Annotated in this window: 22 protein-coding genes; 7 read left to right on the top strand and 15 right to left on the bottom strand. The window is 70.1% G+C overall.

The genetic code is table 11. The annotated features are described in order from the left end of the window. Window positions 1-71 precede the first annotated feature (71 nt). Window positions 72-1,091 (top strand): LLM class flavin-dependent oxidoreductase, encoded by a 1,020-nt coding sequence (locus tag ACZ5WG_RS02795; RefSeq protein ID WP_468720101.1) that lies wholly within the window; start codon window positions 72-74, stop codon window positions 1,089-1,091. 97 nt (window positions 1,092-1,188) lie between these two features. Here ACZ5WG_RS02795 and ACZ5WG_RS02790 read toward each other — a convergent pair whose 3' ends face one another. Beyond that, on the bottom strand, window positions 1,189-1,581 hold the full coding sequence (locus ACZ5WG_RS02790) for an SCO5389 family protein (protein WP_030153794.1): 393 nt from the start codon (window positions 1,579-1,581) through the stop codon (window positions 1,189-1,191). Between the two features lie 220 nt (window positions 1,582-1,801). Here ACZ5WG_RS02790 and nucS point away from each other — a divergent pair, with 220 nt between their 5' ends. Both nucS and ACZ5WG_RS02780 read left to right on the top strand, forming a co-directional pair. Further along, on the top strand, window positions 1,802-2,473 hold the full coding sequence (nucS, locus tag ACZ5WG_RS02785; RefSeq protein WP_468299326.1) for an endonuclease NucS: 672 nt from the start codon (window positions 1,802-1,804) through the stop codon (window positions 2,471-2,473). 158 nt (window positions 2,474-2,631) lie between these two features. After that, entirely contained in the window at window positions 2,632-3,423 is a 792-nt protein-coding gene (locus tag ACZ5WG_RS02780; RefSeq protein WP_468720099.1) for a DUF4190 domain-containing protein, read from the top strand. A 149-nt stretch (window positions 3,424-3,572) separates the two neighbouring features. Here ACZ5WG_RS02780 and ACZ5WG_RS02775 read toward each other — a convergent pair whose 3' ends face one another. From ACZ5WG_RS02775 to ACZ5WG_RS02765, 3 genes are all read right to left on the bottom strand, one after another. Beyond that, complete coding sequence (locus ACZ5WG_RS02775) at window positions 3,573-6,002, bottom strand: ATP-binding protein (protein WP_468720097.1); 2,430 nt, start codon at window positions 6,000-6,002, stop codon at window positions 3,573-3,575. A gap of 192 nt (window positions 6,003-6,194) precedes the next feature. Next, window positions 6,195-6,518: an STAS domain-containing protein gene (locus ACZ5WG_RS02770; protein WP_030153791.1), complete on the bottom strand. Its 324-nt coding sequence runs from the start codon at window positions 6,516-6,518 to the stop codon at window positions 6,195-6,197. 187 nt (window positions 6,519-6,705) lie between these two features. Next, on the bottom strand, window positions 6,706-7,554 hold the full coding sequence (locus tag ACZ5WG_RS02765) for a 3-hydroxyacyl-CoA dehydrogenase family protein (protein ID WP_468720095.1): 849 nt from the start codon (window positions 7,552-7,554) through the stop codon (window positions 6,706-6,708). Between the two features lie 306 nt (window positions 7,555-7,860). On the opposite strand from ACZ5WG_RS02765, the gene ACZ5WG_RS02760 reads away from it, so the two are divergent. Next, window positions 7,861-8,433, top strand: coding sequence for a cob(I)yrinic acid a,c-diamide adenosyltransferase (locus ACZ5WG_RS02760; protein ID WP_468720094.1), 573 nt, complete (start codon window positions 7,861-7,863; stop codon window positions 8,431-8,433). Here the strand turns inward: ACZ5WG_RS02760 and ACZ5WG_RS02755 are convergent. Beyond that, window positions 8,430-8,999: a hypothetical protein gene (locus ACZ5WG_RS02755; protein WP_468720092.1), complete on the bottom strand. Its 570-nt coding sequence runs from the start codon at window positions 8,997-8,999 to the stop codon at window positions 8,430-8,432. The genes ACZ5WG_RS02760 and ACZ5WG_RS02755 overlap by 4 nt on opposite strands. A gap of 178 nt (window positions 9,000-9,177) precedes the next feature. On the opposite strand from ACZ5WG_RS02755, the gene ACZ5WG_RS02750 reads away from it, so the two are divergent. The 3 genes from ACZ5WG_RS02750 (at window position 9,178) to ACZ5WG_RS02740 (ending at window position 13,074) form a co-directional block, all read left to right on the top strand. Continuing rightward, entirely contained in the window at window positions 9,178-10,407 is a 1,230-nt protein-coding gene (locus ACZ5WG_RS02750) for a sensor histidine kinase (RefSeq protein WP_468720512.1), read from the top strand. Further along, the gene (locus ACZ5WG_RS02745; RefSeq protein ID WP_468720091.1) at window positions 10,404-11,057 is read left to right on the top strand and encodes a response regulator; all 654 of its coding nucleotides are present in this window, start codon (window positions 10,404-10,406) and stop codon (window positions 11,055-11,057) included. The genes ACZ5WG_RS02750 and ACZ5WG_RS02745 overlap by 4 nt, the downstream gene beginning before the upstream one ends. A gap of 169 nt (window positions 11,058-11,226) precedes the next feature. Next, entirely contained in the window at window positions 11,227-13,074 is a 1,848-nt protein-coding gene (locus ACZ5WG_RS02740; RefSeq protein WP_468720089.1) for a glycosyl hydrolase family 18 protein, read from the top strand. 89 nt (window positions 13,075-13,163) lie between these two features. On the opposite strand, the gene ACZ5WG_RS02735 is transcribed toward ACZ5WG_RS02740, so the two are convergent. The 10 genes from ACZ5WG_RS02735 to ACZ5WG_RS02690 form a co-directional block, all read right to left on the bottom strand. Continuing rightward, window positions 13,164-13,610: a DUF2550 domain-containing protein gene (locus ACZ5WG_RS02735; protein ID WP_030295266.1), complete on the bottom strand. Its 447-nt coding sequence runs from the start codon at window positions 13,608-13,610 to the stop codon at window positions 13,164-13,166. A 130-nt stretch (window positions 13,611-13,740) separates the two neighbouring features. Further along, entirely contained in the window at window positions 13,741-14,115 is a 375-nt protein-coding gene (locus ACZ5WG_RS02730; RefSeq protein WP_266625400.1) for a F0F1 ATP synthase subunit epsilon, read from the bottom strand. A 128-nt stretch (window positions 14,116-14,243) separates the two neighbouring features. Beyond that, window positions 14,244-15,686, bottom strand: coding sequence for a F0F1 ATP synthase subunit beta (gene atpD, locus ACZ5WG_RS02725; protein ID WP_266842334.1), 1,443 nt, complete (start codon window positions 15,684-15,686; stop codon window positions 14,244-14,246). Then, on the bottom strand, window positions 15,686-16,603 hold the full coding sequence (locus tag ACZ5WG_RS02720) for a F0F1 ATP synthase subunit gamma (RefSeq protein ID WP_468720087.1): 918 nt from the start codon (window positions 16,601-16,603) through the stop codon (window positions 15,686-15,688). Before ACZ5WG_RS02720 ends, atpD begins: the two co-directional genes overlap by 1 nt. 20 nt (window positions 16,604-16,623) lie before the next feature. Continuing rightward, window positions 16,624-18,219, bottom strand: a complete 1,596-nt coding sequence (atpA, locus tag ACZ5WG_RS02715) for a F0F1 ATP synthase subunit alpha (RefSeq protein WP_468720086.1) — start codon at window positions 18,217-18,219, stop codon at window positions 16,624-16,626. Between the two features lie 131 nt (window positions 18,220-18,350). Next, window positions 18,351-19,166 (bottom strand): F0F1 ATP synthase subunit delta, encoded by an 816-nt coding sequence (locus ACZ5WG_RS02710; protein ID WP_468720084.1) that lies wholly within the window; start codon window positions 19,164-19,166, stop codon window positions 18,351-18,353. Beyond that, window positions 19,163-19,708 carry a F0F1 ATP synthase subunit B gene (locus ACZ5WG_RS02705; protein WP_362634718.1) on the bottom strand — a complete coding sequence of 182 codons (546 nt, stop codon included), beginning with the start codon at window positions 19,706-19,708 and terminating at the stop codon, window positions 19,163-19,165. The genes ACZ5WG_RS02710 and ACZ5WG_RS02705 overlap by 4 nt, the downstream gene beginning before the upstream one ends. 39 nt (window positions 19,709-19,747) lie before the next feature. Continuing rightward, on the bottom strand, window positions 19,748-19,999 hold the full coding sequence (locus ACZ5WG_RS02700) for an ATP synthase subunit c family protein (RefSeq protein ID WP_266663691.1): 252 nt from the start codon (window positions 19,997-19,999) through the stop codon (window positions 19,748-19,750). A 73-nt stretch (window positions 20,000-20,072) separates the two neighbouring features. Then, complete coding sequence (gene atpB, locus ACZ5WG_RS02695; protein WP_266997054.1) at window positions 20,073-20,894, bottom strand: F0F1 ATP synthase subunit A; 822 nt, start codon at window positions 20,892-20,894, stop codon at window positions 20,073-20,075. A 225-nt stretch (window positions 20,895-21,119) separates the two neighbouring features. After that, window positions 21,120-21,566, bottom strand: a complete 447-nt coding sequence (locus tag ACZ5WG_RS02690; protein ID WP_399243773.1) for a hypothetical protein — start codon at window positions 21,564-21,566, stop codon at window positions 21,120-21,122. Window positions 21,567-21,792 lie beyond the last annotated feature (226 nt).

Genomic DNA, 21,792 nt, shown 5'->3' with positions numbered 1-21,792 from the left:
AGACGTTGTTGCCATCAGATGCACCGGTCCACCTGGGGGAGGCCGCGTCAGCCACGAGGAGGGTAAAGGCGATGCGCGTAGGAGCGTTTGTACTGGCGGCCCAGTTCCCGGGCCAGGGACAGGGGGAGGCACTGCACCGGGCGGTGCGGACCGCCGAGGTGGCCGAGGAGGCCGGGCTCGACTCGGTCTGGCTCGCCGAGCACCATTTCGTCCCGTACGGGGTCTGCCCGTCGGCGGTGACCCTGGCGGCGCTGCTGCTGGGGCGGACCCGGCGGCTGCGGGTGGGCACGGCGGTGAGCGTGCTGCCGAGCACGCACCCGGTGGCCCTCGGGGAGCAGGCGGCGCTGCTGCACCTGACCTCGGGCGGCCGTTTCACCCTGGGGGTGGGCCGGGGCGGGCCCTGGGTGGACCTGGAGGTGTTCGGCGGCGGCCTGGACGCCTACGAGAAGGAGTTCCCGGAGGACCTGGACCTGCTGCGGCGCTGGCTCACAGAGCCGCGGGTGGCGGCTGCCGGCGAGCGGTACGGGTTCCGCGAAGTGGCCGTCGTACCGCGCCCGTCGGAGGCGCTGGACGGGGACGGATCAGGGCCGGAAGTGATCGTCGCCTGCACCTCCCCCGCGTCGGTACGGCTGGCCGCGGAGCGGGGGCTGCCGATGCTGCTGGGCATGCACTGCGGGGACGAGGAGAAGGCGGCCATGGTCGCGCAGTACCGGCGTACGGCCGCGGCGGCGGGCCACTGCCCGGACGCCCCGCACGTGTCGGCGGGCGTGTGCCAGCTGGCGGACCGGACGGTCGACGCCCGCGAGGCCCTGCTGAAGGCGATGCCGGGCTGGCTGAAGCAGGGGCTGGACGCGCACGTGACGGTCGACGGCCGGGAGCGCGCGATGCGGGACCCCGTCGCCTACACCGAGCTGCTCTGCGATCTGCACCCCGTGGGCACCCCGCGGCTGGCGGCGGACCGGCTGGCGGCCACCTCCGAGCGGACGGGGATCACGCGGTTCGCCCTGCTGACGGAGGGGTCCGGGGATCTCGCCGCGACGGAGGAGAACGTACGGCGCCTCGGCGCCGAGGTCCTGCCCCGTCTCGGCTGAGGCTGCCGCTCCGGTATCAATGGCACCTCCCGCGATACGGAGCGGCAGCGAAGTACGGTCGTGCGGGTCGTGCATGTCATGCGGTTCGTACGGTTGGTCAGCAGTCCCGGAGCTCGGGCGACTGGTTGAGCAGCTGGCCGCGGATCGAAGTGAACTTGGCCAGCCGGTCGTCCGAGGAAGGATCCAGCGGGAACACGGCCACACGGTGGCAGTTCTGGAATGCCAGGCGCACCCCGAAGTGCCGCTGCAGCGCACCACGTATCGCGTCACTCGCGAGAGCGCGCAGCAGCTGGCCACGCGCCTGCTCGTCGGGCGGCGGCGTCTGGTTGTCGGCGAACTCTCCGCCGTCCACCTTCAGCTGTGCCACCAGCGAGCTGATCATCTCCCATGCGAAGGGCAGGGAGGTCCGGACGCAGTCGACGAAAGCGGCTTCGTCGACCTCGCCTCGCTCGGCCTGTTCGAGTAGGGCCGGTGAGACGTCGAGCGACATGGGTTCTCCTCTCGCGACCCCGGCGGTTTGGGTTGCCGGAGTCTTACGGGCAGGGACGGAGGCGGCGACGCAGCGTGCACGCTCCGCAACCTCCTGCTCACCACGGTAGGCGCCCCATGGGTGGCGCACCAGGAGAATGCGCATACAACGCGCCATCGGCGAAGGGGGCTTTCAGGGGCGAATCGCGTGGAGGCCCGTCGGTCGAGTAGCGTTGCCGACCATGCGTCTCGTCATTGCCCGCTGCTCCGTCGATTACGCGGGCCGGCTCACCGCCCATCTGCCCTCGGCACCCCGTCTGATCCTCGTGAAGGCCGACGGCAGTGTCTCGATCCACGCGGACGACCGGGCGTACAAACCGCTCAACTGGATGTCGCCCCCCTGCACCCTCAAGGAGGGGAGCGGGGACGAGGCCGGCGTCTGGACGGTCGTCAACAAGGCGGGTGAGAAGCTCATCATCACCATGGAGGAAGTCCTCCACGACTCCTCCCACGAGCTGGGCGTCGACCCGGGTCTGATCAAGGACGGCGTGGAAGCACACCTCCAGGAGCTCCTGGCGGACCGGATCGAAACGCTGGGCGACGGCTACACGCTGATCCGGCGCGAGTACATGACGGCGATCGGCCCGGTGGACATCCTGTGCCGGGACGCCTCCGGCGCAACGGTGGCGGTGGAGATCAAGCGCCGCGGCGAGATCGACGGCGTCGAGCAGCTGACCCGCTACCTGGAACTCCTGAACCGGGATCCGCACCTGGCGCCGGTGCGGGGAGTCTTCGCGGCCCAGGAGATCAAGCCCCAGGCCCGCGTCCTGGCCACGGACCGCGGCATGGACTGCGTGGTCCTGGACTACAACGCCCTGCGCGGCATCGAGGACGACAAGCTCCGCCTCTTCTGATCCCCGGCTCGCCGGGCGGAGGGCCCGGCAGTAGCGTGGGAGGGGCACAACTCTCCATCGGCGGGCATGCGTCGGCGCGGTACGGCGCATGCGGCCCGATCTGCCGAGGTTGCCACTGTTGGCTGCGTCTCACCTTCTGCACAAGGAGGGCAACGCGCATGTCCACTCCACCGCAACCCCCGTCATCCCCCGAGCCGTACCCGCAGTGGGGACAGCAGGGTCAGCCCGGTCCACCCGGTCAGCCCGGTCAGGCCGGGCCCCATGGCGAACAGCAGGGCTGGTACGCGCCGCCGACGCAGAAGACGAACACGCTGGCCGTCGTGGCGTTCGTCATGTCGGTCCTCTGCGCGATACCGCTGGTCCCTCTGGTCCTCGGCATCGTCGCCCTCGTCCAGATCCGCGACCGCGGCGAGAAGGGCAAGGGCTTCGCCGTCGCGGCCATCGTCATCCACGGCCTGACCCTCGTGTTCTACGCGGCCGTGCTGGCGTTCGGGTTCACCGGAGTGCTGGACGACGGGCCGGAGCGCGACAGCACCGGCCGTGTCACCGCCCCGGGCACCAGCGACCTACGGGACATCCGTGCGGGGGACTGCTTCAACACGGACGACGATCTGGCGGATTACGACAAGAAGGGCGGCGCGCAGGCGTCCGTGTCGGTGCGGATCGTGCCGTGCGACCAGGCTCACAAGGGAGAGGCGTACGCCGTCTTCGACCTCGAGGACGGACCGTACCCGGGCAGGGACGAGGTCGGCTCGGCCGCCGACGAGAAGTGCGGCGGCACGCTGCTCACCGACTACGTGGGCGAGGCCGCGAAGCTCCCGCAATCACTGGAGTACTACCACTACGTCCCGGACTCCGGCAGCTGGGACGCCGGCGAACGCGAGGTCACCTGCTTCGTGGCCGACGCCGACGGCTCGAGCACCGGCTCGGTCCGCACCACCGGCTCCTGAGCCGCTCGCGGCGGCTCGGCGGGGGTGGCCGGCTCCGCCGAGTCCGCGGGCATCCCGCCCCCGGATCCCCGGCGCCGCACCCGGCCCGGCACATCCGGCCCCGCCGGCGATCGAGGCGGAAACGGTGAAAGGGCGGGGAGGTGTTGCCCTTAGGCCGTCGCAGACGGGTTGGCCGGGGTCGTGCTCGTCGGAGTCGGTGTCGGGGTCGGCACCGGAGGTGTCGTCGGCTCCGTCACGGTCGGGGTCGGCACCGGGTTCGAGGACGTGCCCGTCGGCCCCGTCGAAGACGGCGTGCGCGACGGCGGCGTCGGTGCCGGCTTGCGCGACGGGGTGCGAGACGACTGGTTCGGGTCCGGGCTGAGGCCCGGTTCCGGGGCGGCCGGCTCCGAGGCGTCCGGAGCCGTCGTCCCCGGATCCGATGCAGGATCGTTCCCGCCCGTCCCCGGCACGCCCGCGCCGCCCGACGTCCCCGCCGTCGGCGTCGAGGACACCGCCGGGCCGACACCGCCCGCCGGGGTCTCGGGGTCCGAGCCCGTCATCGCCAGGCTCACCACCGTGCCCAGCACCACCACCGTCAGTGCTCCCGCCGCCGCCAGCAGCACCGGCTTCCGGCGCGGCTCCGCAGCCCGCAGCGGCGCGGGCACGACCCGCGCGGCCACCGCCGGCTTCGGGTCGAGGGGGAAGGCCTCCTCGAACACCTCCGACAGCGTCGTCGGCGCCTGCGCCCGCCCGATCACCGGCACGACGGGTGTCACCGCAGTCACCGCAGTCACAGGAGCAGTCACAGGAGCAGCCGCAGCCGGCACCGCAGGCGCCGTCTTCGACACCGCCGGCACCACCGTCGTGACCGCTTCGGACGCCGCGGCAGCCACCGGCGGCGCCAGCCGCAGCGGCGGCGACACCTCCACGCCCGCCTTCTCGCGGTCCGTGACCAGCGCGAGCGCCCGCCGCCCGGCCACCGTGCCCCGCTTGTCGGCGAGCGCACCCTTCAGGCCTATCGACGCCTCCAGCTCGGCCCGCGCCCGGTCCAACCGCCCCTCGCACAGCGCGAGCACGCCCAGCTCGTGGTGGAAGTACGCCTGCTCCGCGACCTCTCCCGCCTTCCGCGCGGCCTCGGCCCCGGAGCGCAGCACCCGCTCCCACGCCTCCCAGTTCCGCGAGGCCGCGAACGCCGGGGCCGCGGTCCGGGCCAGCAGTACGGCGGCCACCACATCGGCGCCGGCCAGCGCCGCCAGCACCGCGTCGGCCTCCGACGCGACCCGCTCCGGGGTCACCGAGGCGTGTCCGGTCCACCAGGCGTAGTGGCGGGCGGCCGTACGGGCCTCTTCGGCCGCGGTGTCCGCGAACCCGGCCTCCTCCAGCTGCCGCGCGACCCCGGCGGCCAGCCGGTAGCGCGTGCCGACCGCGGTGAGCAGTCCGCAGCCCAGCAGTTCCGCGACGGCCGCGTCGGCGTGGGTGTCCCCCACGAGAGCCGGCAGGTGCGCGTGGTGCGGCATCTCCCCGCCCAGCGCGCACGCGATCCGCAGCGCCGCCCGCGCCGACTCGCTGACCCGGGAGGCCAGCAGCTCGGCGGGGGCCGCGCCCTCGGCCAGCGTCGGCAGCGTCACGAACGCGGCGTCGCGCGGCCGCTCCTCGAAGACGCCGGGCTCATCGTCGTCGTCCTCGGCGGAGGACTGGTTGCGTTCGTCGCGCTGGCGCAGCAGTGCCGCGGCCTGCACGAAGCGCAGCGGCAGCCCCTCGGACGCGAACCGCAGGTCTCCCGCCCAGGCGGTCTCCTCCTCGGTCAGCGGCCGTCCTGTGCCCGCCTCGAGCAGCTCCACGCAGTCGGCCCGGCCGAGGCCGCCGAGGAAGACCTCCTCCAGGTGCGAGTCGTCGGAGGGGGCGCGCGTGTCGGGGGTGGCGGCCAGCAGGTACGCGCACTCGGGCGTGGCACGCAGCAGCTCGTCGAGGGCGGCGCCGCCCATCTCCAGGTCGTCGAGGAGCACGATGGCGCCGATGTCCCGTACGCGGGCCATGAGTTGGGTCCGCTCGGGCCGCTCCGCCGAGGCCTCGTACACGGCGGAGTACAGCGCGTGCAGCAGCTCGCCGGGCTGCTGGTGCCCGTACCCGCTCAGCCGTACGACGCCGTCGGGCGCCAGGCCCGTGCAGTCGGCGGCGACCGCGTCGAGCAGGGCGCTGCGGCCGGATCCGGCGGGGCCGGTCAGCCGTACGGAACGGCCGCGGCCCAGCAGCCGTACGAGCCGCTCCCGTTCCTCCTCGCGCGCGAGGAGCGGCGGGGCCGGGGCGGCGGGTCCGGGCAGGGCGGGCGGCCGCGCGGCGGCGTCCCGGGCGCGGCGGTCGGCGGCGTCGCGCTTGGCGGGGGCGGCGGCGCCGGTGCCGGGGCGCCGGGGCTCGATCTCGCTGCCGTCAACGGGGTTCACGGTCAGCGTGAAGTCCCCGGCGGTGAGCGTGACGATCCGCGCGACGGGGGCGGGAGCGGAGGCGGCGGCCGGTCCGGCTGCCGCGGATGCCGTCGCGGGAGACGCGGGCGCCGTCGCGGGCTGCTCCACCGGTTCGGCCTGCCCCTGTGTGCGGTCCATGACCTAGTCCCCCGATCGCGCTCTGCGCCGTCGCCGTCGTGTCGTACCGTCCGGCCTTCGCACATTCCGCTGTCGCTACGGGTCCGGTTTCCGCCCGAACCCTAGACGGTGCCCGGTCATGCGGGGAACCGCAGGGGTGCCTTCACCACCGGACCGTTACGTTTCCGCAGGAAACGTGGGCGGCGGACCGCGTCAGACCCGCGGGAGGGATTCCGCTTCCAGGCCGCCCTCGATCGCGAGGATGCGGTGCAGCCGGGTGGCGACGAGGAGCCGCTGCATCTGCGGCGGCACTCCGCGCAGGACGAGGCGGCGCCCGGTCCGGCCGGCCCGCCGGTGGGCTCCCATGATCACGCCGAGCCCGGTCGCGTCCCAGGAGTCGAGCCCGGTGAGGTCGAGCACGAGATCACCGTGGCCGTCGTCGAGGGCGGTGTGCAGGGCCGTACGGGCGTCCGCCGCGCTGCGCACGTCGAGGCGGCCCCCGACAGCGAGTTCGGCGTGGTCGCCCCTGATGTGCATATGCGCTCCCGGCAGTCCTGGGTACGTAGGGATCCGACTGGTCCGTGGTCGGCAACTCTCACTGCAACTGACTGCCGTGCGGGCAGGGAAGTTGCCGACCGTGAGCGAACCGATACCTAATTCACCCGTGCGGGTGCAGGTATTCGAACTGGCGCCCAATGACCCGGCGCCCGAACGGCTCGGCGGCTCAGTGCTTGTAGAAGCCCTGCCCGCTCTTGCGGCCGATGTCACCGGCGTCCACCATGCGGCGCATGAGCTCCGGCGGTGCGAACTTCTCGTCCTGGGACTCGGTGTAGATGTTGCTGGTGGCGTACAGCAGGATGTCGACACCGGTGAGGTCGGCGGTGGCGAGCGGCCCCATGGCGTGGCCGAAGCCCAGCTTGCAGGCGATGTCGATGTCCTCGGCGGAGGCTACGCCCGATTCGTACAGCTTCGCGGCTTCCACGACCAGGGCGGAGATCAGACGGGTCGTCACGAAACCGGCGACGTCGCGGTTGACGACGATGCAGGTCTTGCCGACCGACTCGGCGAACGCCCGCGTGGCCCCGAGGGTCTCGTCGCTCGTCTTGTAGCCGCGGACGAGCTCGCAGAGCTGCATCATCGGGACGGGCGAGAAGAAGTGCGCGCCGACGACCCGCTCCGGACGCTCCGTCACGGCCGCGATCTTGGTGATCGGGATGGCGGAGGTGTTGGACGCGAGGATCGCGTCGTCCCGCACGAGCTTGTCGAGCGTGCGGAAGATCTCGTGCTTGACCTCGAGCTTCTCGAAGACGGCCTCGACGACGATGTCGACGTCGGCGACGGCGTCGAGGTCGGTGGTCGTCTTGATGCGGGCGAGCGCGGCCTCGGCGTCCTCGGCCGTCATCTTGCCCTTGGAGACGAACTTGTCGTACGAGGCCTTGATCCCGTCGGTACCGCGGGTCAGCGCGGCATCGGTGACATCACGCAGTACGACGTCCCACCCCGCCTGAGCGGAGACCTGAGCAATTCCGGAACCCATCAGTCCGGCACCGATGACGGCGAGCTTCCCAGCCACTGCACACCCCACGTTCTTCAATTCGGCCCAGCTTCGTAGCCTCTCCGGCGGAGACTAGCGCTCGCGCGGGGTCGTGTGACCGCGAAGTAACACGCGTCACGTCTCAACTGACGGACATCACACCGGACCGGCCCAGCCGTCCGCATCCGCCAACCGGGCCCCGATCGCCCGCAGTCGCGCAGCCTCCCGCGCCGCCGCTTCGGGATGTTTCGAGGTCGAGGGCCGGTCGAGCCCGTCGGGGATGGCACGCCGGGCCGCAGGGGGCACCGCCTGCCAAATCTCCGGGCCGCTCACTACGCTGGCCGCATGGTGAACCTCACGCGTATCTACACCCGCACTGGTGACAAGGGCACGACCGCCCTCGGCGACATGAGCCGTACGGCCAAGACCGACCTGCGGATCTCCGCCTACGCCGACGCCAACGAGGCCAACGCGGCCATCGGCACGGCGATCGCCCTCGGCGACCTGCCGGAGGATGTCGTGAAGGTCCTGGTACGGGTGCAGAACGACCTGTTCGACGTCGGCGCCGACCTGTGCACGCCGGTCGTCGAGAACCCCGAGTACCCGCCGCTGCGCGTCGAGCAGTTCTACGTCGACAAGCTCGAGGCGGACTGCGACCTCTTCAACGAGCAGCTGGAGAAGCTCCGCAGCTTCATCCTCCCCGGCGGCGCCCCCGGGGCGGCCCTGCTGCACCAGGCCTGCACGGTGGTCCGGCGCGCCGAACGCTCCACCTGGGCGGCGCTGGAGGTACACGGCGAAGTGATGAACCCGCTGACCGCGACCTACCTGAACCGCCTCTCCGACCTCCTCTTCATCTTGGCCCGCACGGCCAACAAGGAGGTCGGGGACGTGCTCTGGGTGCCGGGCGGCGAGCGCTAGCCCTTGGCCGCGGCGGGCTCTTCCTGCGGCTCCGCCACCGGCGGCTTGCGCGGCCAGATGGTGTACGTGGCCGCGATCACGGCCTGGATGCCGAGCACCCGCAGGGCGGCGAACTGCCACGTCTGCAGGCCGCTGGTGTCGGCCGCGTCGTCCACGTACCAGATCGCGCCCTGCAGCAGCCCGAGCGCGACGGCCGCGCCGGCCAGGGTGCGGGTCCACAGCTTCCACTCGTGGACCGCCCTGGCCTTGCCGTACTTCGGGCCGGGCGGCTTCGGCCCCCCGCCGAAGCGGTACGCCGCGTGCCGGTCGAGCCACTTCACCGTGTAGTGGCCGTAGCCGACGGTGTAGCCGATGTACAGCGCGGCCAGGCCGTGCGTCCAGCTCGGCTCGCCGCCGTTCTTGAGGTCCAGGGTGGTGACCGCCAGCAGGACCAGCTCCAGCAGCGGCTCGCACAGCAGGACGGCCGCTCCGAGCCGGGGCTTCTTCGCGAGGTAGCGCAGCGCCAGTCCGCCGGCCAGCAGCACCCAGAAGGCGATCTCACAGGCGATGATCAGGGCGACGAGCACGGGAATCTCCCTTCCGTTCCGGTCGGCACGTCCGAGGCGACGACCACTGCGTCCAGGCTCCCGTCCGATCCGCGCCGCTTCGTCGTCGCCGGTGACGAACCGCGACTGCACCCTTCGGTGTAGTGCCGCACCACCCGGCCTCCGCCCCGGCGGCGACGTCCGGCGCCGCCCCACCGTGTTGGATGGGACCGTGACCCCGACCATCACCGCCACGGCGCCGGCCAAGACCTTTCGCCCCCACCGCGACGACGTCCTCCTCGCGGTGCTCAGCGTGCTCGCGGGCCTGCTGCTCTGGTCACTCGGCGTCTACAGCACGAACACCCGGCACTTCTTCCCTGCCTGGGCGGCCCTGGTCCCGCTCCTCGTGCTGGGCCCGATGGAGCTGCTGCGCCGCACCGCGCCCAATGTCACCCTGGCCGTCGGCACCCTCGGGGTGGTCGCCGACCAGTTCACCGTGGGCAACCTCGGCACCGTCCTGATCTTCACGGACCTGATGTACGCGGCCGTCGTCTACGGCAAGCCCGCCATGGCCCGGCGCCTCCCGGTCTCCACCGGCCTGGTCACCATCGTCGTCACCATCGCCTCCGTGGCCTGGCTGCGCACCCCGCAGGCCCTGATGATCGGCGTGATCACCGGCATCGTGAGCTTCGGCCCGGCCCTGACCGGCGCCACCCTGCGCAACCACCGCGAGGCCGCCGAGGCCGCCCGGCTGCGCGCCGAGCAGACCGCGCTGCTGGCGGAGATGGACCGCAGCCAGGCCGTCGTCGCCGAGCGCGCCCGGATGGCCCGCGAGCTGCACGACATGGTGGCCAATCACCTGTCCGCCATCGCCATCCACTCCACCGCCGCGCTCTCCATCGACTCCCCCGCGACGAGCCGGGAGGCCCTCGGGGTGATCCGGGAGAACAGCGTGCAGGGGCTGGCCGAGATGCGCCGGCTGATCGGGCTGCTGCGGGACGCGGGCGCGGAGCAGGAGGCGGCCGCCACGCCCTCGCTCGACGGGCTCGGCGCCCTGCTGGGGCAGGCCCGTGTCAACGGCGCCGCGAGCGGGCTGGACTTCGTACTCCTCGACGACCGGCCGCCCGGGGAGCCGCTGCCGGCCCCCGTGGAGCTGGCGGCGTACCGGATCGTCCAGGAGTCGCTGACGAACGCCCTCAAGCACGCCGTCCCGGGCACGGTCCGGGTGCGCGTGAGCCGTGACGGCGCGGCCGGGGGGCTGCTCACCGTACGGGTGGACTCCCCGTACGGGAATCGCCCGGGCCCCCGCGCCCCCGGCTCGGGAGCCGGGCTGATCGGCATGCGGGAGCGGACGGAACTGCTGGGCGGGGAGTTCGCGGCGGGCCGGGACGGATCGGTGTGGCTGGTGCGGGCGGATCTGCCCGCAAACGAGAAGGCGGTGGCGGAATGAGCATCCGGGTCGTGGTGGCCGAGGACCAGAGCGCGGTACGGGCGGGCCTGGTGCTGATCCTGCGCAGCGCGGGCGACATCGAGGTCGCGGGCGAGGCGGCGGACGGGGAGGAGGCGGTGCGCCTGGCGCGGGAGCTGCGGCCGGATCTCGTCCTCATGGACGTGCAGATGCCGCGGCTCGACGGGGTGTCGGCGACCCGCCAGGTGGTCGCGGAAGGGCTGGCCGACGTCCTGGTGCTGACCACCTTCGACCTGGACGAGTACGTGTTCGGCGCCCTGCGCGCGGGGGCCGCGGGCTTCCTGCTGAAGAACGCCGAAGCGGCGGAGCTGATCGAGGCGGTACGGACCGTCGCGCGCGGGGAGGGTCTGATCGCGCCGGCGGTGACCCGGAGGCTGATCGCCGAGTTCGCGACTCCGCGGCCCGTGAAGGTGCCCGTGGCTCCGGAGACGGCCGCGGCGGTGGCCTCGCTGACGCGCCGGGAGCGGGAGGTGCTCGGGGCTCTGGGCGAGGGCCTGTCGAACGCGGAGATCGCGGTGCGGCTGCAGATGGCGGAGGCGACGGTGAAGACGCACGTCAGCAGACTGCTGGGGAAGCTCGAGCTGCGCAGCCGGGTCCAGGCGGCCGTACTGGCCCAGGAGTTGGGCCTCTAGCGGACTCCTGGAGCGAAGGTCTGGACCTCTTGACGGTTGGTCCAGACCTTTCTACGCTCGCGGCAACTGTGGTGAGCGTGCCATGACAAGCGTGCTCACGGGCGGCGCAGGTCCCACCCCCATGTCGTGATCGGCCCCACGGCCACGACGGACCTACGGAGGAGCACCCTTGAGCACAGCACCCCCACCCCGCATCCGTCTCTTCAGAAGGCTCGCCGCGACCGTGGCCGCCTTCGCCCTGCCGATCGCCGGACTCGTGGCCCTGGCCGGCCCCGCCCAGGCCGCCGCCTCCGCGACGGCCACGTACACGAAGGTCTCCGACTGGGGCACCGGCTTCGAGGGCAAGTGGACGGTGAAGAACACCGGCACCACCACCCTCACCAGCTGGACCGTGGAGTGGGACTACCCCTCCGGCACGACGGTCACCTCGGCCTGGGACGCCACCGTCACCAGCTCCGGCACCCACTGGACCGGCAAGAACGTCGGCTGGAACGGCACCCTCGCCCCCGGCGCCACGATCAGCTTCGGCTTCAACGGCGCCGGCTCCGGCGCGCCCAGCGGCTGCAAGGTCAACGGCGGCTCCTGCGACGGCGGCTCGAACCCCACCGACAGCCCGCCGTCGGCCCCCGGCACCCCCACCGCGAGCGGGGTCACCGACACCTCGCTGACCATCGGCTGGGCCGCGGCCACCGACGACAAGGGCGTCAAGAACTACGACGTCTACCGCGGCGGGGCCAAGGTCGCGACCGTCACGGGCACGAGCTACACCGACTCCGGCCTGACCAAGGGCACCACGTACACGTACAGCGTCGTCGCCCGCGACACCGCCGACCAGACGGGCCCGGCCTCCGGCTCCGTGTCGGTCACCACGACCGGCGGCGGCACCACGCCCCCGGACCCGGGCGGCAAGGTCAAGCTCGGCTACTTCACCGAGTGGGGCGTCTACGGGCGCAACTACCACGTGAAGAACCTGGTCACCTCCGGCTCCGCCGCGAAGATCACCCACATCAACTACGCGTTCGGCAACGTCCAGGGCGGCAAGTGCACCATCGGTGACGCCTACGCCGACTACGACAAGGCCTACACCGCCGACCAGAGCGTCGACGGCGTCGCCGACAACTGGGACCAGCCGCTGCGAGGCAACTTCAACCAGCTGCGCAAGCTCAAGGCGAAGTACCCGAACATCAAGGTGCTGTGGTCCTTCGGCGGCTGGACCTGGTCCGGCGGCTTCGGCCAGGCCGCGGCGAACCCGGCCGCCTTCGCCGACTCCTGCTACAGCCTGGTCGAGGACCCGCGCTGGGCGGACGTCTTCGACGGCATCGACATCGACTGGGAGTACCCGAACGCCTGCGGCCTGTCCTGCGACACCAGCGGCGCCGCCTCCCTGAAGAACGTGCTGTCCGCGCTGCGCACCAAGTTCGGCGGCAGCAACCTGGTGACCGCCGCGATCTCCGCCGACGGCTCGAACGGCGGCAAGCTCGACCTCGCCGACTACGCGGGCGCCTCCCAGTACGTCGACTTCTACAACGTCATGACCTACGACTTCTTCGGCGCGTGGGCGGCGCAGGGCCCGACCGCCCCGCACTCCCCGCTCACCTCGTACGCCGGCATCCCCACCGCCGGCTTCAACTCCGAGGCCGCCATCACCAAGCTCAAGGGCAAGGGCATCGCCGGCTCCAAGCTCAACCTCGGCATCGGCTTCTACGGCCGCGGCTGGACCGGCGTCACGCAGGACGCCCCCGGCGGCGCCGCCACCGGGCCCGCGCAGGGCACGTACGAGCAGGGCATCGAGGACTACAAGGTGCTGAAGGGCAGCTGCCCGGCCACCGGGACCGTCGCCGGCACGGCCTACGCCAAGTGCGGCAGCAACTGGTGGAGCTACGACACCCCCGCCACCATCGCCGGGAAGATGAGCTGGACCAAGCAGCAGGGCCTCAAGGGCGCCTTCTTCTGGGAGTTCAGCGGCGACACCGCGAACGGCGAACTGGCGAACGCGATCCACACCGGTCTCCAGTAGCCCCCACGCACGGGACCGGTGAACGACGAAGCCGGGGAGACGGGGTCCGCCCCCTGTCTCCCCGGCTTCTTCACGTCATACGGCCCGCGTCAGGCGACGTTCACCCTCTGCCCCGGAGGCGCCGCCTCCAGCCAGGCCAGGAAACCGGTCAGTGCGTCCTCGCTCATCGCCAGCTCCAGGCGGGTCCCGCGGTGGACACAGCCGAGCACGACGGCGTCGGACAGCAGCGCCAGCTCCTCCTCGCCCTCGGGGGCGCGGCGGGCGACCACCTCGATGGAGGAGCGCTCCAGCAGCCGGCGCGGCCGCGGGGAGTACGAGAAGACGCGGAACCACTCGATGCGGTCACCGCTGTAGCGGGCGACCCCGTACACCCAGCCCTTGCCGGAGATGTCGGGTTCCTCGGACACGCCCCAGCGCAGGCTGCAGTCGAAGGTACCGCCGGAACGCTGGATGAGTCTGCGGCGCAGTCCGAAGACAAACAGCCCGATCACCACCAGGGCTACGACCAGGCCGCTCACAAGCAGAGCGAGGAGCATCTTCACCGACCTCCTCGCTCATCGAATCCCGCACCAACGAAAAACGGACGTACATCGCCTCAGCCGCGACCCGGTCTGGAAAATTCCAGCACGGACCGCGGCTGAGGTCGCACACTCTTCGGTACGGGGCTCAGTGCCCCGTTACCGCGCGCAGCCGGACATCGGCGCGACGCTCGGCGGCCGCATCGGCCTCCGACTTCGCGCGCTCCAGTGCCCGCTCCGCCCGCTGGACGTCAATCTCGTCAGCGAGCTCGGCGATCTCGGCCAGCAGGGACAGCTTGTTGTCCGCGAACGAGATGAATCCGCCGTGCACCGCGGCGACGACGGTGTTGCCGTCGCTGGTGCGGATGGTCACCGGGCCCGATTCCAGCACACCGAGAAGCGGCTGGTGACCGGGCATGACGCCGATGTCGCCGGACGTGGTGCGGGCGACAACAAGGGTGGCCTCGCCGGACCAGACATTGCGGTCCGCCGCGACCAGCTCGACGTGCAGCTCAGCAGCCAAGGTGGCTCCTCGGGTCACCACCCGGCGGGTCAGCCGGGTGTTGGGTCAAATTCTAATGGGCGTGGGGAGAGGGACGGGACACACCCGCCCCTCTCCGTCAGTCAGCAGTGCTCGCGAGGAGCGCGGCTTCAGGAGACGCCCAGCTCCTTGGCGTTGGCCTTCAGGTCCTCGATGCCACCGCACAGGAAGAACGCCTGCTCGGGGAAGTGGTCGTAGTCACCGTCGCAGATCGCGTTGAACGCGGTGATCGACTCGTCGAGCGGAACGTCCGAACCGTCCACGCCGGTGAACTGCTTCGCCACGTGGGTGTTCTGCGACAGGAAGCGCTCGACGCGACGGGCACGGTGGACAACGAGCTTGTCCTCCTCGCCCAGCTCGTCGATACCGAGGATCGCGATGATGTCCTGGAGGTCCTTGTACTTCTGCAGGATCCCCTTGACGCGCATCGCCGTGGCGTAGTGGTCCGCCGCGATGTACCGCGGGTCGAGGATGCGGGACGTCGAGTCCAGCGGGTCCACGGCCGGGTAGATGCCCTTCTCGGAGATCGGACGGGAGAGAACCGTCGTCGCGTCGAGGTGGGCGAAGGTGGTCGCCGGCGCCGGGTCGGTCAGGTCGTCCGCGGGGACGTAGATCGCCTGCATCGAGGTGATCGAGTGACCACGGGTCGAGGTGATGCGCTCCTGCAGCAGACCCATCTCGTCAGCCAGGTTCGGCTGGTAACCCACTGCGGACGGCATGCGGCCGAGCAGCGTGGAGACCTCGGAACCGGCCTGGGTGTAACGGAAGATGTTGTCAATGAAGAAGAGCACGTCCTGCTTCTGAACATCGCGGAAGTACTCCGCCATGGTCAGACCGGCAAGCGCGACGCGAAGACGGGTGCCCGGGGGCTCGTCCATCTGGCCGAAGACAAGCGCCGTCTTGTCGATGACGCCCGAGTCGGCCATTTCCTCGATGAGGTCGTTGCCCTCACGGGTACGCTCACCGACGCCCGCGAACACCGACACACCATCGTGGTTGTTGGCTACGCGGTAGATCATTTCCTGGATCAGAACGGTCTTGCCGACACCGGCACCACCGAACAGACCGATCTTTCCACCCTTGACGTACGGGGTGAGAAGGTCGATGACCTTGACGCCGGTCTCGAACATCTCGGTCTTCGACTCGAGCTCGTCGAAGCGGGGCGCCTTGCGGTGGATCGGCCAGCGCTCGGTGACCTCGGCGTTCGCCTCGGGGTAGTTGAGCACCTCACCCAGGGTGTTGAACACCTTGCCCTTGGTGAAGTCACCGACGGGGACGGTGATGCCCTCGCCCGTGTCGGTCACCGGGGCCTGGCGGACCAGACCGTCGGTCGGCTGCATCGAGATGGTACGGACGAGGCCGTCACCCAGGTGCTGCGCGACCTCGAGGGTCAGGGTCTTGAGCTTGCCGTCCTCGGCCGGGTCTGCGACCTGGACCTTGAGGGCGTTGTAGATCTCGGGCATGGCGTCGACGGGGAACTCCACGTCGACGACCGGGCCGATGACCCGGGCGACGCGGCCCGTGGCGGCGGCCGTCTCAACAGTGGTCGTCATTACTTGTCACTCCCCGCGGTCGCGTCAGCCATGGCGCTCGCGCCACCGACGATCTCGCTGATTTCCTGGGTGATTTCGGCCTGGCGGGCCGCGTTGGCAAGCCGGGAGAGGCTCTTGATGAGATCCCCGGCGTTGTCGGTCGCCGACTTCATCGCGCGGCGGCGGGCGGCGTGCTCGGAAGCAGCCGACTGCAGCAGTGCGTTGTAGATACGGCTCTCGACGTAGCGCGGCAGCAGGGCGTCGAGGACGTCCTCCGCCGACGGCTCGAAGTCGAACAGCGGAAGGATCTCGCCCTTCGCACCGTCCTCGTCCTGAGCCTGGTCGAGGCTGAGCGGCAGCATCCGGCCGTCCACCGCGTTCTGCGTCATCATCGACACGAATTCCGTGTAGACGACGTGCAGCTCGTCGACGCCGCCCTCGGCCGTGTCCAGCTGGATGGCCTCGATCAGCGGTCCGGCGACGCGCTTGGCGTCGGCGTAGGCCGGGCTGTCGGTGAAGCCGGTCCACGAATCCGCGACCTTGCGCTCGCGGAAGGCGTAGTAGGCCACACCCTTACGGCCGACGATGTACGTGTCGACCTCCTTGCCCTCGCCGCGCAGCCGCTCGGTGAGCCGCTCCGCCTGCTTGATGGCGTTCGAGGAGTAGCCGCCGGCCAGACCGCGGTCGCTCGTGATGAGCAGGATCGCGGCACGGGTCGGCTGCTCGACCTCGGTCGTCAGGGCGTGCTTGGTGTTCGAGCCCGTCGCCACCGCGGTCACCGCACGGGTGAGCTCGGTCGCGTACGGCGTCGACGCCGCCACCTTGCGCTGCGCCTTGACGATGCGCGAGGCGGCGATCATCTCCATCGCCTTGGTGATCTTCTTGGTCGCCGTGATGGCACGGATGCGACGCTTGTAGACCCGGAGCTGCGCTCCCATGAGTCAGGTCCCTTCCGTCGTCACTTGGAGACGTTGACGGCCGGTGCGTCCTCGCCCAGGAGCTTGCCGTCCGAGGTCTCGAACTGGCGCTTGAAGCCGGCGATGGCGTCAGCGATGGAGGACAGGGTGTCGTCCGACATCTTGCCGCCGTCGGCGATGGAGGTGAGGAGGTCCTTGCGCTCGCGGCGCAGGTGCTCCAGCAGCTCCGACTCGAAGCGACGGATGTCGGTGACCGGGACGTCGTCCATCTTGCCGGTGGTGCCGGCCCAGACGGAGACGACCTGCTCCTCGACGGGCATCGGCTGGTACTGGCCCTGCTTCAGCAGCTCGACCAGACGCTTGCCGCGCTCCAGCGAAGCCTTCGACGCGGCGTCCAGGTCGGAACCGAAGGCGGCGAACGCCTCCAGCTCACGGTACTGGGCGAGGTCCAGGCGCAGACGGCCGGAAACCTGCTTCATGGCCTTGTGCTGGGCGGAGCCACCGACGCGGGAGACCGAGATACCGACGTTCAGCGCCGGGCGCTGGCCCGCGTTGAACAGGTCGGACTCCAGGAAGCACTGGCCGTCGGTGATGGAGATGACGTTGGTCGGGATGAACGCCGACACGTCGTTCGCCTTGGTCTCGACGATCGGCAGACCGGTCATCGAACCGGCGCCCATGTCGTCGGACAGCTTCGCGCAGCGCTCCAGCAGACGGGAGTGCAGGTAGAAGACGTCACCCGGGTAGGCCTCGCGGCCCGGCGGGCGGCGCAGCAGCAGCGACACGGCGCGGTAGGCGTCGGCCTGCTTCGACAGGTCGTCGAAGATGATCAGGACGTGCTTGCCGGCGTACATCCAGTGCTGGCCGATGGCGGAACCGGTGTACGGCGCCAGGTACTTGAAGCCGGCCGGGTCGGACGCCGGGGCGGCGACGATCGTCGTGTACTCGAGCGCGCCGGCGTCTTCCAGGGCGCCGCGAACGGACGCGATGGTCGAGCCCTTCTGGCCGATGGCGACGTAGATGCAGCGGACCTGCTTGTTCACGTCGCCCGAGCGCCAGTTGTCGCGCTGGTTGATGATCGTGTCGACGGCCAGCGCGGTCTTGCCGGTCTGACGGTCGCCGATGATCAGCTGACGCTGACCACGGCCGACGGGCACCATGGCGTCGATGGCCTTGTAGCCGGTCTGCATGGGCTCGTGGACCGACTTGCGGACCATGACGCCCGGAGCCTGCAGCTCGAGGGCGCGACGGCCTTCGGTCGCGATCTCGCCGAGACCGTCGATCGGGTTGCCGAGCGGGTCGACGACGCGGCCGAGGTAGCCCTCGCCGACGCCGACGGAGAGCACCTCACCGGTGCGCTGCACCGGCTGGCCCTCCTCGATACCGCTGAACTCGCCGAGGACGACCGCACCGATCTCGCGCTCCTCGAGGTTGAGGGCGAGACCGAGGGTGCCGTCCTCGAACTTCAGCAGCTCGTTCGCCATGGCGGAGGGCAGGCCCTCCACCTTCGCGATGCCGTCGCCGGCAACGCTGACCGTTCCGACCTCCTCGCGCGAGGCCGCGTCCGGCTGGTACGACTGGACAAAGTTCTCCAGTGCGTCCCGGATCTCCTCCGGCCGGATCGTGAGCTCCGCCATCTGGGTTCCCTGCTCTCCTTGTTGGGCCTGAAGCTTCTTAGGGGTCTGGGGGCGACCCCCAGGAATCTTCTGCAAGTTCTGCACGGCCCAACCGGGCCGCTGGAAATGCGTTGTTCTAATTTGGTGGCTGGTCAGCCGGCCATGCGGCGCGACGCCTCGTCGAGGCGGTCCGCGATGGTGCCGTCGATGACCTCGTCGCCGACTCGCACCGAGATCCCGCCGAGGACCGCGGGGTCCACGTCGAGGTTCAGGTGCATCTGGCGGCCGTACAGCTTGGCCAGCACCGCGCCGAGACGCTGCTTCTGCACGTCGCTGAGCGGAACCGCGCTGGTCACGGTGGCGACCATGCGGTCACGGCGCTCGGCGGCGAGCTTGGAGAGGGACTCGAGTCCCGCTTCCAGGCTACGTCCACGCGGGTGCGTGACGAGACGCGTGACGAGACGCTCGGTGACGGCGTTCGCCTTGCCGCCGAGCAGGCTGCGCAGCAGCGTGCTCTTCGCGGAGGCGGTGGCCGCCCGGTCGGTCAGCGCGGAACGCAGCTCGGTGTTCGAGACGACGATCCGGCCGAAGCGGAACAGCTCGTCCTCGACGTCGTCGAGCGCACCGGTCTGCTGGGCCGCCGTGAGGTCGGCGGTGGCCGACAGCTCCTCGAGCGAGTCCACCAGGTCGCGGGACTGCGACCAGCGGGACCGGGCCATGCCCGACACCAGGTCGAGGGTTTCCCCGCCGACCTGGGTACCCAGCAGTCGACGCACCAGCTCGGCCTTGGCCTCGCCGGACTGCGCCGGGTCCGTGATGACCCGACGCAGCGAGACCTCACGGTCGAGCAGCGCGGTGACGGCAGCCAGCTCACCGGCGAGCTTCGCCGCGTCGACGGACGTGTTGTCCGTCAGCGCGTCGAGACGCTCGCGCGCGGAGGCCAGCGCCTCGCGGCTCGCTCCGTTCATCGGGCCGCCTCGGCCTTCTCCTCGAGCTCGCTGAGGAAGCGGTCGATGGTGCGGCTCTGCCGGGCGTGGTCCTCGAGGGACTCGCCGACGAGCTTTCCGGCCAGGTCGGTGGCGAGCTTGCCAACGTCCTGACGCAGTGCCTGCGAGGCAGCCTTGCGGTCGGCCGCGATCTGGGCGTGGCCGGCAGCGATGATCTCCTCACGCTGCCGCTGGCCCTCTGCGCGCAGTTCTTCCTTGAGCGCAGTGCCCTGCTCCAGCGCTTCCTGGCGCAGGCGCGCGGCCTCGTGCCGGGCTTCGGCGAGCTGGGCCTTGTACTGCTCCAGCACGCTCTGGGCCTCGGTCTGAGCGGCTTCCGCCTTTTCGATACCGCCCTCGATGGTCTCGCGACGCTCTTCCAGAACCTTGTTGATGTTCGGGAGGAGCTTCTTCGCGAGGAAACCGAAGACGATGACGAAGGCGATCAGACCGATGACCAGCTCGGGGATCGGCGGGATGAGGGGGTTTTCCGCCTCTTCCGCCGCGAGCTGAACCAGAGGGTTCACATCAGTGCCTTCCGTCTAAAGGGTCTGTTCGCTACCGGATCAGCTGGTCGGGTAGACGAACGGCATGACCAGACCGATGAGGGCGAGCGCCTCACAGAAGGCGAAACCGAGGATCTGGTTGGCGCGGATCAGGCCGGCGGCCTCGGGCTGGCGGGCCAGGGCCGAGGTGCCGTTACCGAAGATGATGCCGACGCCGACGCCGGGGCCGATGGCGGCGAGGCCGTAGCCGATCGAGCCGAGGTTGCCCTTGATTTCGACGCCAGCGGCGAGGGTCTGCGCGAGAGCGGACATGCCGGTTCTTCCTTCTCTTTCATGGACCGGTGGGGGTTGGCCACCGGACGTCTGATGGTTTGGGGGTGGGCGGTCAGTGGTGCTCGGCGACGGCGCCCTGAATGAAGCTGCAGGCCAGCAGCACGAAGACGTAGGCCTGGACAGCCTGGATGAAGAGCTCGAACGCGGTCATGACGATGACCATCACGAACGACACACTGGCGTAGGCGATGCCGATGCCGTTCAGCAGGTACCAGCTGGCGATCGTGAAGAGCAGCAGCAGGGTGTGACCGGCGAACATGTTCGCGAACAGACGGACCGCGTGCGTGAACGGGCGGACGATCACGTTCGAGAAGAACTCGATGAGCATGACCAGCGGCAGGATCCCGCCGAGCGACTTGTCGTAGCCCGTGAGGTTCTTGAGACCGCCGACGAACCCGTGGCGCTTGAACGTCACCGACATCCACATGAAGTAGATGACGAGGGCAAGGGCGGCCGGGTACGCGATGACCGAGGTCACCGGGAACTGGGCGAGCGGGATGATCGACCAGAGGTTCATCATCCAGACGAAGAAGAAGGTCGCCACCATGAAGGGGACGTACTTCTCTCCTTCCTTCCTGCCCAGGGTCTCGTAGACGATGCCGCGGCGCACGAAGTCGTAGCCGGCCTCGCCGACCATCTGGAGCTTTCCGGGAACCAGCTTCGGCTTGCGGAATGCCGCCCAGAAGAATCCGACGATGACGACGGACCCGAGCAGGGCGAGCAGCATCGTCTTGTTGAAATAGACGTTGCTGTTCGCATCGCCGAAGATCGGCTCGAACATGAACGAGTGCAGGCCAGGAGCCGGGAAGCCACAGCCGTCGAAGATGTGGCAATCGGTCTCGAAGGCGAGCACCTGCGTCGGGTCAGCACTCACCGCGGGCTCCTTCAGCGTGGCGCATAGGTACGGCAACCTCGTTGTGTCGGCGCGGCGCGCAGCCGCGGTTCGGCACGGGACTGGTCTTACGGATGTGGGGGCGGCTTGCAGGCACAGAGCCTCGCGATTGAGCAGGCGTCAGCTCAGATGCCCGCGCCCGCGATGCCGCAGTTGGCACCGGACGATAGCAGGATCTCGAACGAGCACTTATTCCGCCCCTACCGTTCACGACGAGGACCCCGTGTTTTCGGGCTTGTCACCCTTGTCACCCTTGGCGGCTTCGGGCTCGACGTAAAGGATCTTGGCCTTCATGTGCGCGCGCGCTTGCGCAGCGATCCAGACAAGCGTCGCTGCGACGAGTGTGATCGCGAATGCCTTGGGGTTGAACAACGTCGTGTCCCGGAAGACGGCGACGAAGACGAAGAGCAGCAGAATCTGGGTCGTGTACAGGACGAGACCCATCATCTGAAACAGGTGCGGCAGCGATCGCGCCGTGCGTTGCAGGACGACGAAGCCGATCCCCATGAAAAGAATCACGACCAGAGTCGCAATGACAGCCCCGATCGCCCCCTTGCTGCCCGCGACGACACCGCTGACGATTGCGGCGATGGCGCCGGCGGCAGCAGTGGGTACCGCGGTATGCAGAAGGGATCGGGCGTCATCGGACAGCATGGCGCATGGCTCCGCGTGGTGGTGGGGGTATACGGGACTCGTACGGGACGAGCGTAAGCCCGGGCCGAGATCGAGCCTCGGGCCAATGGACCGTCGCACTACGGTCCTTCGGCTCTGTCGCCGGGTTTAGTGAACGGTATCACAAACTATTTGATGAGAGCTTTACCTGCGGAGTGTGCTGACTGTCACACATGAGAGCTAACCCGCCCGTGTGTGCGCGACAAGC

Source organism: Streptomyces sp. NPDC032745 (assembly GCF_055579465.1).
The sequence above is the reverse complement of the archived record's forward strand: the minus strand, read 5'-3'. Positions and strand labels throughout refer to the sequence as shown.

Bases quoted from the DNA above. Each gene is read 5' to 3' on its own strand.
- ACZ5WG_RS02690 (WP_399243773.1), bottom strand. From the start codon at position 21,566: ATGCTGTCCGATGACGCCCGATCCCTTCTGCATACCGCGGTACCCACT.
- ACZ5WG_RS02795 (WP_468720101.1), top strand. From the start codon at position 72: ATGCGCGTAGGAGCGTTTGTACTGGCGGCCCAGTTCCCGGGCCAGGGA.
- ACZ5WG_RS02790 (WP_030153794.1), bottom strand. From the start codon at position 1,581: ATGTCGCTCGACGTCTCACCGGCCCTACTCGAACAGGCCGAGCGAGGC.
- atpA (WP_468720086.1), bottom strand. From the start codon at position 18,219: ATGGCGGAGCTCACGATCCGGCCGGAGGAGATCCGGGACGCACTGGAG.
- ACZ5WG_RS02760 (WP_468720094.1), top strand. From the start codon at position 7,861: ATGGTGAACCTCACGCGTATCTACACCCGCACTGGTGACAAGGGCACG.
- ACZ5WG_RS02700 (WP_266663691.1), bottom strand. From the start codon at position 19,999: ATGTCCGCTCTCGCGCAGACCCTCGCCGCTGGCGTCGAAATCAAGGGC.
- ACZ5WG_RS02720 (WP_468720087.1), bottom strand. From the start codon at position 16,603: ATGGGAGCGCAGCTCCGGGTCTACAAGCGTCGCATCCGTGCCATCACG.
- ACZ5WG_RS02710 (WP_468720084.1), bottom strand. From the start codon at position 19,166: ATGAACGGAGCGAGCCGCGAGGCGCTGGCCTCCGCGCGCGAGCGTCTC.
- ACZ5WG_RS02775 (WP_468720097.1), bottom strand. From the start codon at position 6,002: ATGGACCGCACACAGGGGCAGGCCGAACCGGTGGAGCAGCCCGCGACG.
- ACZ5WG_RS02770 (WP_030153791.1), bottom strand. From the start codon at position 6,518: ATGCACATCAGGGGCGACCACGCCGAACTCGCTGTCGGGGGCCGCCTC.
- nucS (WP_468299326.1), top strand. From the start codon at position 1,802: ATGCGTCTCGTCATTGCCCGCTGCTCCGTCGATTACGCGGGCCGGCTC.
- ACZ5WG_RS02745 (WP_468720091.1), top strand. From the start codon at position 10,404: ATGAGCATCCGGGTCGTGGTGGCCGAGGACCAGAGCGCGGTACGGGCG.
- ACZ5WG_RS02780 (WP_468720099.1), top strand. From the start codon at position 2,632: ATGTCCACTCCACCGCAACCCCCGTCATCCCCCGAGCCGTACCCGCAG.
- ACZ5WG_RS02735 (WP_030295266.1), bottom strand. From the start codon at position 13,610: ATGCTCCTCGCTCTGCTTGTGAGCGGCCTGGTCGTAGCCCTGGTGGTG.
- atpD (WP_266842334.1), bottom strand. From the start codon at position 15,686: ATGACGACCACTGTTGAGACGGCCGCCGCCACGGGCCGCGTCGCCCGG.